The sequence below is a fragment of the uncultured Roseibium sp. genome, from assembly GCF_963675095.2.
Lineage (GTDB): Bacteria > Pseudomonadota > Alphaproteobacteria > Rhizobiales > Stappiaceae > Roseibium.
Genome location: NZ_CAXXSJ010000048.1, coordinates 67,140 through 81,207 on the forward strand (window position 1 = coordinate 67,140; position 14,068 = coordinate 81,207).

The 14,068-nt window shown below is 59.6% G+C and carries 8 protein-coding genes; 1 reads left to right on the plus strand and 7 read right to left on the minus strand.

Annotated features, from left to right (window positions below; genetic code table 11):
• Nucleotides 1-13 precede the first annotated feature (13 nt).
• The 7 genes from ABIN98_RS17910 to ABIN98_RS17940 form a co-directional block, all read right to left on the minus strand.
• Nucleotides 14-490, minus strand: coding sequence for a GFA family protein (locus ABIN98_RS17910; protein WP_346911939.1), 477 nt, complete (start codon nucleotides 488-490; stop codon nucleotides 14-16).
• A gap of 86 nt (nucleotides 491-576) precedes the next feature.
• Entirely contained in the window at nucleotides 577-1,293 is a 717-nt protein-coding gene (locus ABIN98_RS17915) for an alanyl-tRNA editing protein (protein WP_346911940.1), read from the minus strand.
• A gap of 114 nt (nucleotides 1,294-1,407) precedes the next feature.
• The gene (locus ABIN98_RS17920) at nucleotides 1,408-2,055 is read right to left on the minus strand and encodes a LysE family translocator (protein ID WP_346911941.1); all 648 of its coding nucleotides are present in this window, start codon (nucleotides 2,053-2,055) and stop codon (nucleotides 1,408-1,410) included.
• 135 nt (nucleotides 2,056-2,190) lie between these two features.
• Nucleotides 2,191-2,709 carry a hypothetical protein gene (locus ABIN98_RS17925; RefSeq protein WP_346911942.1) on the minus strand — a complete coding sequence of 173 codons (519 nt, stop codon included), beginning with the start codon at nucleotides 2,707-2,709 and terminating at the stop codon, nucleotides 2,191-2,193.
• A gap of 142 nt (nucleotides 2,710-2,851) precedes the next feature.
• Nucleotides 2,852-4,339: a cardiolipin synthase gene (gene cls, locus ABIN98_RS17930; RefSeq protein WP_346911943.1), complete on the minus strand. Its 1,488-nt coding sequence runs from the start codon at nucleotides 4,337-4,339 to the stop codon at nucleotides 2,852-2,854.
• A gap of 23 nt (nucleotides 4,340-4,362) precedes the next feature.
• A complete protein-coding gene (locus tag ABIN98_RS17935) occupies nucleotides 4,363-5,397 on the minus strand; it encodes a cysteine synthase A (protein WP_346911944.1) in 1,035 nt (344 codons plus the stop codon).
• A gap of 303 nt (nucleotides 5,398-5,700) precedes the next feature.
• On the minus strand, nucleotides 5,701-6,294 hold the full coding sequence (locus tag ABIN98_RS17940; protein ID WP_346911945.1) for a hypothetical protein: 594 nt from the start codon (nucleotides 6,292-6,294) through the stop codon (nucleotides 5,701-5,703).
• Nucleotides 6,295-7,759: 1,465 nt separating this feature from the next.
• Here ABIN98_RS17940 and ABIN98_RS17945 point away from each other — a divergent pair.
• Entirely contained in the window at nucleotides 7,760-13,930 is a 6,171-nt protein-coding gene (locus tag ABIN98_RS17945) for a hypothetical protein (protein WP_346911946.1), read from the plus strand.
• Nucleotides 13,931-14,068: the final 138 nt, after the last annotated feature.

Here is a 14,068-nt window from a genome sequence, read left to right on the forward strand (position 1 = left end):
CGTTTCCTGTTTTTCAAGTTTCGTAGAGCCCATGGGACTTGTGCCAGTCCTCGATGGAGAGCTCCGGATAGCGCTGGAAATGAATATGCCCCGGTCCTTCGGGAACCTCCACCCAGGAAGGTTTGTACTCCAGCATGATATGCACTGTCTCCGGCGGTTGCGGCAAAGGTGTATCAATGGCAGAGGCAAGGGGATGGATCAGCTCCGGCCAGCGGGGATCCCACAGCCAGAGCGAGCTACCGCAGCTGCCGCAGAAATGTCGTTCGGCAACGCTTTCTCTTCCGTCGATCACGGCATGATAGGAGCGTTTCATGGCGCCTTTATCGCGGGCCTCGAGGCTTGCCGCTTCCCCCATGAGATTGATGGCATAGCCTCCGCCGCCATCGGTCTTGCGGCAAATGGAACAATAGCAGCGCATATAGGGGTAGGGCGTCTTGCTCTCCAGCGAGAAGGTGACGGCGCCGCACTGGCAGCTTCCTTCGAGTTTCATGGATCCGTACCGTTTTTTAAGCGCTACCAGCCTTCGGCTTACTTGAGCGCATGCGTGCTATGTTCGAAGTTTCTTTGCTCGAATGTTCAGTCCGTCAGGCGAATGCGTACCCGGCGGTTCTGCTTGCCCTTGTTCTCGATCTTGCCGAGCTCGAGCCGGCCGATTTCGGATGTGCGCTGGACATGGGTGCCGCCACAGGGCTGAAGATCGACATCGCCGCCGATGCGCACCAGCCGGACCTTGCCGGAGCCGCGCGGCGGCTTGACCGACATGGTCTTCACCAGTCCCGGATTGGCATCCAGCTGTTCGTCGGTGATCCATTCGGAAGTGACTTCATGATCGCCGGCGGCAAGGGTGTTGAGGGTTTCGACCAGCGCATCGCGGTCGATCTGACCGTCGCTCATATCGAAATCGAGCCGGCCTTCGGAATCGCCGATCTGGCCGCCGGTCACGGGATAGGGCAGGGCGACGGACAGAAGATGCAGGGCCGTATGCATGCGCATCAGCTTGTAGCGCCGAGACCAGTCCAGGTGGACAACGACTTTGGTTCCCGGTGCGGGCAGGGTCTGGCCTTCGGCCGGAACATGCACGATCTCGGTCCGGTCCGCGTCATAGACCGTGGTCGCGATTTCGATCCGGCTGCCGTCGTGCAGTTCCAGATGCCCGGCGTCACCGGGCTGGCCACCGCCGGTCGCATAGAAGATGGTGCGGTCGAGCAGGATACCGCCGCGGTCGTTGACCCCTACCACTTCCGCTTCGCAGGTCCGCAAATAGGCGTCGTCGCGGAACAGGGGCTCGGTCATCGCTCTCTCCTGGAAATGAAATTGATCGGGTGGTCAATTGAGCAATGAACGCGCACCGTTGCAAGCGCCTTTCGCCGCGAAAGTGTCGCCCTGGATCGGTGAAGCTGCTTCGAACTAACCGGCCGTCGCGCGGGAGGCGAGAAGCCGGACAGCGAAGGTGCCCATCAGGCCTGCGAGGGTCCAGTCGAAGATCCGCATGGCGCGCGGAGACTGCTTGAGGAATTGGGAGACAGCGCTTGCGCCGAGCATGATCACCATGCAGCCGCTGAAGCCGAGCACGATGAAATAAAGCGCCAGAAACAGGAGCTTTCCGGTCGCGTCCGGGTCCGAGGCGCTGACGAACTGCGGCAGGAAGGTCATGAAGAACAGGGCGATCTTCGGGTTCAGCAGGTTGATGCCCAGGCCTTGCAGCCAGACGCGCCGCAACGGCTGTCGGGAAGGGGCGGCGGCTTCCATGGAAAAGGAGGAACCGCGGCGGATTGCCTGAATAGCGAGCCAGAACAGATACCCGGCGCCAATCACCTTCAGAACCGTATAGGCGGTTTCCGAAGCGGCCAAGAGTGCCGCTACGCCGAACAGGGCCAGACCCGCGTGGATCGTGATACCGGTCGATGCGCCGAGGACTGCAACCGTGCCCGCTTTGCGACCGCGCATCAGCGTCCGGCTCATGTAGAACATCATGTCCGGACCGGGGGTGAGGATCAGCACCACGGCAGCGGCCGTAAAGGCGAGAAGGACGGACAGGTCGGGGACGAAGGTCATTGCGATTTCCGGAAGGGAGTGAACGGATCAATTGACATTGCAGGATATGGCCGCCGTGGGCAACTCGCCACTCCGCTTCCCAAACCTCCGTTTCACGGAAGAGCAGACATTTATGCCCCGTCCGGCCGCATCCTTTCAGCGGCGGCCGAATGCTTTTCGGCGGGGTGTGCCTACGGAACTCCCCGAAACGGTATGGTTTCTCGGCGGCGCTGCTTCAGGCAAGTCGATCCCGATGTTCCGGGCTGTCACGGATGGGGGATTAAGTCCCGACATACGGCGCGCCGCGGAGTAGAGAACAAGCAGCCCCAGCAGCGATAAAGCAGAAATCGTGAGGACACGATTCCAGAGATAGGCCATGCCGACGTCGGAGGTAATTGCTCCGCTTTCGCTGCTCTTGAGAAGCATTATGGTTTTCGGGGCCCCCAATGCGAAGAAGTCGTAATCCTGGCGGATTTTCTGACCGTTGACCTCGTATTTAAAACTGCATTGATGAAACAGATAGACCTTGGACCGGCATTTCCTGTCCGTGGTCGGAACGAGAGCGGGGCGGAGCTGCTCGCTGCGAAGATTGAAGTCCTGAATGATTGTGCCGTCGAGAAAGAAGAGGGCAGGACCCAATGCAATCAAAATGATCGACAAAATCAGCTTTTTCATCGCAGCCTCCTAAAAAATATCAAGCGTATCTTTCAGGGTTGCGCGTTAAAATTGTTATAATTCGGGTTGATTTTGGGCCCGTACCGCCTGTTCCATCGTCGGACGTATTGCCGGTGCTGATCCGATTGGTTGCTCTATACGGTCAAAGCACCGGAGAAAGGAGCTGGGCGCCCTTGGCGATCACTCGGAAGGCGTAGCTGCGCTTGTCCAGGTCATCGGGGCCGGTCTGCCGGGCGCTGGCGAAATCCTCCTCCAGCATCCGGCTTATCTTCTCGATCATGCGTTCATGGGTGAACCACAGGGTGATTTCGAAGTTGATGCGGAAGGAGCGGTTGTCGAAGTTGACCGTGCCGACCGATGCCAGGTCGTCGTCGACCAGGGTCACCTTCTGGTGCAGAAAGCCGTCCGTGTAGCGATAGACCTTGATGCCCCGGCCGACCATGGTGTCGGCATGGGCGTGACTGGCGAGCCAGACGGTGGTGTGATCGGCCTTTTCCGGCAACAGGATACGCACGTCGACGCCGCGCATGGCCGCAGCATAAAGGGCGGTCTGGATGTCCATGGACGGTACGAAATAGGGAGAGGTGATCCAGAGCCGCTTCCGGGCCCGCGCTGCAGCTTCGGCGAAGGCGATGGAGCAATCCTCCATGTCGTCGGCAGGACCCGTCGGCATCACCAGAATCGGTTCGTCTCCCGGCTGGTCGATATGATCGAGTCTCTCAAACGAGATTTCCTCGCCATTGGCCCATTTCCAGTCCTCCAGGAACGACAAGGCGCAGGCGAGCGCAGACGGACCCGTTACCTTGACATGGGTATCGCGCCAGCGGCCGAATTTCTCCAGCCGACCCATATATTCGTCGGCGACGTTGTGACCGCCGACCCATGCACTGGCGAAATCGGTGACGACGATCTTGCGGTGGTTGCGGTAATTCAGGCGCATGGGGCCGAGCATGCGCAGGTATCGATGCTGTTCGTTGAAGCCGCTGACGAAAATGCCGGCCTCGCTCAGCCGGTTCAGGTAGGCCTTGGACAGGCCATTGCAGCCGACTTCGTCGTAAAGCAGATAGATGGTCAGTCCGTCCTTTGCGCGCGCAATCAAGGCATCGGCGAACTGGCGGCCGAGAGTGTCGTCCCGGAAAATGAAAAACTGGACCAGGATCGTATGTCTGGCCTTGGCAATTCCGTCCAGGATCGAATTGAACGTCGCTTCTCCGTCTATCAGCAAATCGCAGCTGTTTCCGGCGAGAAACGGCAGTCCGGCTATCTTCGACAGCACAGGCCACTGGCGCGTTTCCTCCTGGTCGGTGAGGGACATGCGTTCGGCACGCTTGTGCCGCCCGAGCCGGCCCAGATCGGACTGGATCCGGAGATAATCACTGAAGGACTTCCAGCCGAAGACAAGATAAAGGGGAACTGTCAGGATCGGCAGGAAAAAAAGCGAGAGCAACCAGGCGATGGACCCTTGAGCGGTCCGGCTGTTCATGATTTCCCGCACCGCGCAGACAATGGCGGCGACATAGAAACAAAAAACGATGGCCGCGACGATACCGAGATTGTTGGCGACGGTGTCCACGACCGTTACATCGTGGACCGCGTCGGTTATCAGTCTGGCATCCTGGGTCGGGTCCATCTATTGGTCCTTGTCGGCCACCCTCAGACGAAAGGCGCCGTCAGAGTGCCCGATCGTTCAAGCCAGCCGGGCACGGGCAGGTTCTTCGAGCGCAGGAACTCCGGATTATAGAGCTTCGACTGGCTGCGGGTGCCATGATCGCACAGGATGGTGACGATGGTGTGCCCGCGGCCCAGGTCTTTCGCCAGACGCCGTGCTCCGGCCAGATTGATTGCTGTCGAGCCGCCGAGCAACAGGCCTTCCTTCTCCGCAAGGTCAAAGACCAGGGGCAATGCCTCCTCATCCGGGATCGCATAGGGATAATCGACCGTGATATCGCCGACGATCGGGGTGGAGCGGCCGAGGCCGATCCCTTCCGCGATGGACCCGCCATCCGTCGCCTTTGCCTCGCCGTCCTTGAACAGGTGATACATGCCTGCGCCCAGCGGATCCGCACAGCCAATGGCAATGGTCGGCTTCTGTTCGCGCAGATAGGTCGAGACGCCGGCCAGCGTGCCTCCGGACCCGACCGCGCAGATGAAGCCGTCGACCTTGCCGTCGGTCTGTTCCAGGATTTCAGGACCGGTGGTCAGGTAATGCGCCTTGCGGTTATCCAGGTTGTTCCACTGGTCGGCAAACAGAACGCCGTTGGGTTCGCTCTTCGCCAGCTCTTCGGCCAGCCTGCGGGCCACATGCTGGTAGTTGTTCGGATCGGAGTAGGGCTTGGCCGGGACTTCCAGGAGTTCTGCGCCGCACAGGCGCAGCATGTCCTTTTTTTCCTGTGTCTGGGTTTCGGGAATAACGATGACCGTCCGGTAGCCGCGGGCACTTGCCACGAGCGCAAGCCCGATCCCGGTGTTGCCGGCGGTTCCCTCCACGATCAGGCCGCCGGGCTTCAGATCGCCACGGGCTTCCGCCTCCAGGATCATCTGCCGGGCCGGCCTGTCCTTGACGGACTGCCCGGGGTTCATGAACTCCGCCTTGCCGAGTATTTCGCAGCCGGTTTCATCTGAAAGGCGGTTTAGCCGGATCAGAGGCGTGTTGCCGATGGCATCGACAACGGAAGGACACACAGTCATGAGGCGTTCCCAAATCTTGTTATTCGTCTCATGACCTAATCCGCCAGTCGTGTTTGTTCAAGTTTGCCGCGCAACTTAACGGAACAAATCGTCCTTTATCCGGTCGGCAATCATTCTACTGTCGGGCCTGATCGCTTGTCCGGGATCGATGTAAAATCGCGAAAGACGGTAATCCGACACTAGAAATCGGCCAAGAGACAAAAAAACATCCCTATTTTCAGGCTGGATCGAAATTCAAAAAAAAGCGGCCCGACCCGTAGGTCAGGCCGCGTTTCGCGGGGGGGGATGGAGGTAGGTAGATCGTCAGGCCTGGGCTGTTCCGAAAAGCCAGTTCCAGGCGACCTGAACGCGGGTGGCGGCGGCATGGAAGAAGGCCGTGATCTTATCCCAGATCGTTTCGCCGAGGCTGGCCATCGTTTCCGTCGAAGTCTGTTCTTCCGTGGGCTTTGCCTCGATGAACTCGATGGAAGTTGCCTGATTGCCCTCGTGAACGACACGTCGGGTGAAGACCAACTGGCCGTCTGTCATGACACGGGACTCATCCGTCTTGGCGACTGTCGTCGCGGGATCTGTGGAACTGACCACAATCGCTCGACCGTCCGGCAGGAGGTGGGTTTCATTGGTGCCGACTTCCGAGTCGTAGATGACTTCTCCGTAGGAATCGATCAATTCGACCCAGACGGTCTTCCGGCCCTGGATTTCGATCTCACCAACCCAGATGGTGAGTTCGCTCTCAAGGGGATCTGCTTCTTCCGGCGTGGCAGAGGCCACCGTCACGGCAAGATTATCATCCGGCAGGTTGAAGGTTTCCTGCGGCAGTGAGGCTGCGCTCGCACCAACGGTAAAACCGGCAGCGAGACACACAGCGAGTCCAACGCTTTTTATCAACTGGTACATTTGCGCCTCCCAAGGCAGCTATGACCGTTACGACGTCTCTTGTCCCGAATGTCTGCTTATATAACCGCCTGGCGGCTTCCGGGTTCCATTGTCCGTCGTCACTATTTGGTCATTATTGCACCACAAACCGGACAAAAGGTGTAATATGAATCACAAAACCCTGCGATTTTGATCACGTTTTGTTAATCAATATGTATTTTCAGAGTTTTTCTCTGGGGGATGTATGCTGAATTGGCGTTTTATGCTCGTGATTTCTACTGAGTGTCACAGCGTAGGAGAAAAACGCTCTGCCTTTTGCCGGGGATGCTGTGGCGCGGCCAAAGCGTGCCGGCTTCCGAAATAGCAAACAAAAAAAGCAGCCCTGCGGCTGCCGGGGAACGGGGCCGTTCCAGTGTCTCGAAGGGCGGTCGATGGGGCAACGCGCTTCAAGGGATTTCAGCTCGGGCGGTCACGATGATCTGTATTGTTATATTCCCGCCAAGCTGTCGGGCTGCCGTGGCCCATGATTATAAAAAGATTCCGGTTGCACTCCTGAAAGAGGGCAATGCCAGTTTCGTTCGATCTGCCGTTTGTTCTCAGGGAATTTTGTAGCAGCGACGCTCACATTTATTCTCTGTGATGCATCTTCCATGAGTGGCAGCTTTTAAAGAATAGAATGGGAACTTTGTGATTCCAGCAATATTGTCAAATTTACGATAATTGTATGGAGAACGTTACGTAGATGTCATTGCCTTATAATTAAGTTGTTGGAAAATCATATGATATATCGCTCGAATATGTTTCATGTGCACTATATTATTTTTGTGTATCTCTTTTCATGTCTGGTTATTTTTGCCTGAACCGACTTTTGGAGATTTCGTAAACAGAAGTCATTCTGGTTGCATGGTTTGCAACCATTGCAGGTGTTTTGAGATTTGCCGCTGTAAAACTCGGGCAGATGTCCGAAATGAAGGCACAAAAAGATCGGCATTGACCGGCGATAACCGGTTTCTTTGTGTTTGTGCGGGTCTGCTCTGGTGTGCCTAAGATTGTCCGAAATTCCTGTGCCCTGGCTCCGGTGATTATGCGTAGAAATGACGATCGTTACTCTTTCCAGGTATCTGATATCGTTGGGTATTTCGATAGATGTTTACCTTAGGTTCAGCGCAGAGCTTTCCGGGTGTCTTACCGGACCGGTCAACCGGGCGATGGTGCCGAATACGCCAAAAACGCTTTTGCAACTGAGAATTATCTGCTCCACTGATTTTGTTTAAAGGTCTGATTCGTATTCGTTTTCAGTATTGGTGTTCAAAAGCCAGGCCTCTGTTTAAGAATTTATTTCAGGGCGGCGGGGATTGTTTTGAACAATACGACCAAGTCTGGTCTTCCGGTTTTACGAATTGATGCACGGCCGGAACGACATTTTTTCAAATTTCGCGGAGACGGCGGTGCGGCCAAAACAGGCCGGTTGGAGTTGGCCGATTATGTGCTCCAATGGGGCAGGGCAGCTGTTCTTGCTTGTATCGGCCTGGTGCCTGTGACGTCTGCGGCGTTTGCCGAGGATGGATGGTGGCGCACCGATCTGGGAAAAGACTCTGAGGGCCGGAACCGGTACAAGGTCGAATCCGGCCCGATCGACCAGCATCCGGGTGCTTCGCTCGATACCCTGACCTTTTTAGCGAATTATGGTTTTGGCGCGAGCCGTCCCTTCACGCTTACGGGGTCTACTTCGGTCAATTACGACCTGACGAGTGTGATCCCGATCACCATACAAACGAACGGATATTCCGACTCCGAGGATTTCTTCCACTTGATCGAGGAGGGGAGCTTTCGGGCGAAGGGGGGAACGTATGGTATCGGGACCTTCCTGCAAAGTTATGCCTTTCCAGGCCTGAAGCTGACCGACAAAAAGGGAGGCGCGCTGATCGACCTGACAAACACCGGTTCGGTCAGTCTGAAAAGTCAGGGAACTACCGTCCTGATCGCTTCCTTCGGTACGGATGGAGCACACGGAACAGACAAGGGGCATTTATCGACCCATTCCGGAGGCGGCGGCAAGCCCGGACAGACGGGGGGCAATGTTGTGTTCCGGAATGGTGGCTCCATAGAAGGCAAGGGTGCCACCACCGCTTATGTCGGACGGTTTGACAGGGCTGGAACCGTATCCGTCATTTCCGCCGCAGGTAACGGCGGCCATGGCGGAAAGGCCGGGGGGCTTGCTGCTGGCGGACATGGCGGCGCCGGAGGCCGGGGCGGCAATGGCGGAATTGTCACCGTTGTCAATGGCCTCAATGGTCAGGGCACAATTTCCAGTGCCGCTGAAAATCAGTCAGGTATTCTTGCCTTATCCATCGGAGGGGAAGGCGGTTCGGCCGGCGGTTCGTCCATTGTCTCTTCCGGAAATGATGGCGGCGTCGGCGGCAATGGCGGTATCGTCAGTGTCGACAATGACGGCATCGTCACCACGACGGCCAGGAATGCGACGGGGATCGATGCGGAGAGCATCGGAGGTGGCGGCGGCGCCGGTTCGGGAGGCGGCTGGTTCGGTGGATCGGGGGATGGCGGCAACGGAAACGCCGGAAAAACGGTCGCGGTGGGAAATTCCGGATCTGTGCAAACGTCCGGCAATTCCTCGGTCGGTATTTTTGCATCAAGCACCGGCGGCAACGGTGGCGATGGCGGCAGCAGCTCTTCGATCATCGCGGTCGGGGCCTCCGGCGGGAAGGGCGGTCACGGCGGCGAAGTCCTGATCGGCATATCGGGCAAGGTTAAAACCACCGGGATCAGCGCCAATGGGGTCGTTGGGCAATCTGTCGGTGGCGGCGGCGGGCGCGGCGGCAATGCATCTTCAGCCGGACCCGTCAGCGTTTCGGTCGGGGGAAGCGGCGGAGCCGGGGGCAATGGCGGTGTTGTCCAGTCAGTCGTTACAGGGTCGGTTGCGGCCGAAGGACTGCATTCGGACGGGCTGGTGCTGCAATCGATCGGGGGCGGCGGCGGTCATGGCGGTTCGGCGAAGGGCGTTTCGCTCGGGTCTGTGGCTGTCAATGTTTCCGTCGGTGGCAGTGGTGGCTCCGGCGGCAGCGGTGGAGCGGTCATCGGTTACCTCAGGTCCGGTTCTGCAATCATCACCGGCAAGGAAGCCTTCATCGACGACAGCAGCGGCAAAACGCTTACGCCGGCGGATGTGTCCAAATCGGCCACGGATGCGAGCAAAGGCAATCATTCCTATGCAGTCCTGGCGCAGTCGATCGGCGGCGGTGGCGGCAAGGGCGGAAACGCGGTTTCCGTTGCGGCTGGCGTCAACCCGTCCGGAGCGTCCGTCGGGGTCGCTGTCGGGGTCGGAGGCACCGGAGGGACCGGTGGATCCGGCGGGGCTGTCACGATCAATAATGCCGGCAAATTGACGACCTATGGCCGCCAGGGTACCGCGATGGTGCTGCAGTCGATCGGCGGCGGTGGTGGGTCCGGTGGTTCGTCGACGACAGTCGCGGCCGGTGCGGGCGAAATCGGGGGCGCGGTCTCCGTCGGGATCGGCGGGAACGGCCAGTCCGGAGGGGACGGCGGCACTGTGATCGGGGGCAACAGCGGTGCGATCGAGACATGGTCCAGCCAGTCTCTCGGGATCCTGGCGCAGTCGATCGGCGGCGGCGGCGGTCATGGCGGCAATGTCGTCGACGTCGCAGCCGCTCTTGGAGAAAATGCGGCATCGGCAGGTGTCGGCGTCGGTGGCAGCGGTGGCAGTGGCGGCACGTCGGTGATGGCCTCTGTTGTCCAGGGGGGCACGATCGTCACCCAGGGCGCCCAGTCTCATGGCGCTGTCGTTCAATCGATCGCCGGCGGCGGTGGCGCGGGCGGCAACGTGCACAGCTATTCGGTTTCGGCCGCGACCGGGGCGGGAGGCAGTGGGGGCAAGGCGTTTTCGCCCAGTGTCAGCGTGGGCGGCAGCGGCGGCGTCGGTGGAAAAGCCGGGATCGCATCTCTGTCCAATTCCGGCTCGATTGCCACATACGGCGCCAATTCCTTTGGCGTTGTCGTCCAGTCCGTCGGTGGCGGCGGAGGGACAGGAGGCAACGTCTCGTCTCTTTCTGTCGCTGCTGCGCTCAACCGCAGTTCCGGCAGCGACAGCTATGGGGGAACATCCGTCAGCGCATCCGTTGCTGTCGGCGGCAGTGGCGGAGCCGGAGGCACCGGCGGAACAGCGTCCTTTGAAGCAGGTGCCAGATCCAGCATTCTGACCGATGGTCAGGAATCCAGCGCCGTGGTCGTTCAGTCGATCGGCGGCGGCGGCGGCGCGGGCGGGCATGCGCAATCGATTTCCGCCGCCACACTTGTTTCAAACCGGACCGAGGTCAATAACGGGGTCCTCAATTGGCTGCGTTCCAAATTTCCGGATGCGCCCTGGGACGACCCGGGAACGAACGACCCGGGCAAAAGCTACAGCGCCTCGGCTGCGGTCGGCGGGAAAGGCGGCCAGGGGGCGACCGGCGGGATCGTGGACGTCAAACTGGACGGATCGGCGGCGATCGAAACCAGGAGCGATCATTCCCACGGTGTTCTGGCGCAGTCGATCGGCGGTGGCGGCGGCAGTGGGGGCGTGGCGCATTCCATTGCGATCGCAGGCTATAAAACCGTGGGTCTCGGCCTGACTATCGGCGGTGAAGGCGGATCCGGCAATCATGGCGGCAAGGTCACCATCAGCGATCTGGGCATTGTCGACAGCACGACCATGATTGCCACCAAGGGCGACCAGTCCCACGGCATTCTGGCGCAATCGATTGGCGGCGGCGGTGGAGATGGTGGTACCGCGGGCGCAGGAACATTGAGCATCCCGGGCGTCTCGGGCGTGACCTTTACCACGGCGCTGGGCGGAAAGGCGGGCACCTCCGGGGATGGCGGCGTCGTCAGCGTCACGCGGGATGGAGCCATCGCGACGTCCGGGGCAAATTCCCACGGGATTGTCGCCCAGTCGGTTGGCGGCGGCGGCGGAACCGCATCCCATGGCGGGGCTTCGGACGGGGGCGGAGCCCTGTCGTTTTCCCTAGGCGGCGATGGCGGTGCAGGCGGCGCAGGAGGCAGTGTTACCATCGCCGGCGGTGGCACCATCCACACGACCGGCGAACAGGCCCATGGTCTGGTCGCCCAGTCGGTCGGCGGCGGTGGCGGGATTGGCGGCGCATCGTCCGGTGGTGTTCTGGGACTGTCTATCGGAGCGAGCGTTCATCTCGGCGGCGGCAGCGGGTCCGGCAGCGATGGCGGCACCGTGATGGTGACGAAAGGCGGGTCCGTCATGACGCAAGGGGCGCATGCCATTGGTGTGCTTGCCCAGTCGGTCGGCGGTGGCGGTGGTCTGGTCGGAACCGGAGAATTGACGGTCGGGGTCGGCCTGGATCAGAACATCCACCTCGATTCAGGCGGAAGTGGAGCCGGCGGAACCGTCACGGTTTCCGATGAGGGCCTTTCGACGCCGCTCAACGTCACCACATCGGGAAAAGGGGCACATGCCATTTTCGCCCAATCAGTCGGCGGTGGCGGCGGATTTGTGGTCTATGTGGACAATGATGACACCCGCGTCGACTACCACGCTCCGGCGTCTGCCACGAGTGGCGTCGGTGGCGAGGTCAAGGTTATTTCCCATGGTAGCCTGCAGACTTCGGGGACGAAGGCCTATGGCATTCTTGCCCAGTCGGCGGGTGGGGGATCCTTGGTCCATGCAACGGATTCCGGCTTGACCATTCTTTCGGGCAAGGGAACTTCCGGCATCGTCGATGTGGAACAGTCCGGTACCATCAAAACCACCGGTTACGAATCCCACGGCATTTATGCGGTCGCGGCAAAGGATTATTCCTCATCGGGTTCCGAAGGCTCGTTCAAGGGGGCAATTTCCGTCACGACACGGGGGACGCTTGATGTTTCCGGTTTGGCGAGCGCTGCCATCCGAACGGTCAACGGCTTTTCCGTTTCCGCGCGTTCCGCATCCGGGAAGACAACGACCGAAATCGATGTCGCGGCAGGCAGCAGAGTTGCCTTTACCGGCGATGCGCTTGAGGGGGACGGTATTTATGCCGAAGACCGCATCGGTGATATCAAGATAACCGTAAAGGGGACGGTCGAGACCAAGGGCGATGGGATCACGGACTATCAGTCCGCGATACGGGTCGAAGGCACGGGGTCGATCGATGTTGCCTCTGGCGGCTCCGTCATTGGAACCATCACCGGATCGGGCGGCACCGTCAACCTGAATAACTCCGGTACGATACGGGGCAAGACGTCCGGCCTGTCGCTCTACAATCTGAATTCAGGTGGGCTTCATTACCTGCCGGTCGATCTCCGGGCGAATACCGTTGCGGCGATAGCCACGGAAACGGCCAAGCTCAAGGGCGAAATCCGGCCGGTCCTCACATCCTTCGGCAGGTTTTCCGGGAGCGCCAACCTGCTGAGCGCGAGCCTCTCGCTCGATGGCGACGTCGATCGTGTGACCAATTCGCTCATCACCCAGTACAGCGTTGTGAAAGCCGGTGAAAATTTGGTTCTGAACGGCGTCGACATCGATTTTGGCCGGGCCAACGCGACCGGCAACGAAGGCAAGATCCTCGGCCGGATCTCGAGTTCGGTCGATAGTTGGGTTGTCGGCGGCACAATTGCTTCGGGGGACCAGGCCTTCTACGAGCTGGCGCTCGATGCCGCGAACGCCCATACATCCGATGAACTGTCCTCAACGCTCTCGGCATTGGATCCGAGCCAGCATTTCCACACCACGCAGTCCCAGGCGTCGGTCGGCTCTGCCGGTGCGACGACGCTGCTGAGCTGCGGTGTGGCAACCGGAGCCTTTGCAGCCATCAACGAAGGCGAATGTTCCTGGGCAAAGTCGATTTTCTCGGTTGAGAGAAACTTTGAAACCGGCAGCAAGATCAGCACATCAGGCCTTTCCCTGGGGCGTCAGGTAGCCATTGCCGATCATTGGCGCTTCGGTCTCTCGGCGGGGTATCAGGGGGCGTGGCTCAGCGGTGGCGGTATCAACAGCGAAGGCGATCGGTATCTTGGCGGTGCCGCTCTGAAATATGTCGAAGGCCCGTGGCTTGCCGCCACCACGATCGTCGGGGTCTATTCCGAAGCGGACGCATCCCGGCGGATCACCACCAGTGGCGGAAGGTATACGGCAACTTCGCAACAGCGTGCGGCGTCGCTGACCGGCCGGCTGCGTCTTGCCAGGTTGTTCGAGCTTGGAGCCTTGCAACTGACACCGCTGGTCGATTTCGACGCGCACTGGGTTCACGATTTCGGTTACAGGGAAACCGGTGCCGGGGCCCTGAACCTGATGGTAGAAGAGGAAGACCATGCGCTGTTCGATCTCCGGCCGGCGCTACGCTTAGGGACGGATCTCGCACTGGACGGCGATTTCGTCCTGCGTCCCTATCTGGAAGTGGGCGCCCGATTTGCCCTCAACGACAGCACCATGACCAGTTCCCTGCCGGACAGCGTGTTCGGCACCGATCCGGTCGTCCTTTCGCTCGAACGGGAAGACGTCTCCGGGACGGTGGGTGTCGGCTGGGATATGCTGGGAACGAACGGCTTCGAGGCAAAGTTGCGGTACAATGGAGAGTTGGGCGCGGAGACGCTGAGCCACAGTGTCAGTTTCAAACTGGGTTACAAATTCTGACGGTTCATTCGAAGCATTCCGGACATTTCCTGCGATCCCGTCATTTCGAAAGGTGCTCTTTTTCAGAAACCGAAGTTTCTAAAGGCGGTTACGGAGCGCGTAATGTCTGGCAGGTCGTTTCCGGCGAGTGGATGAAAG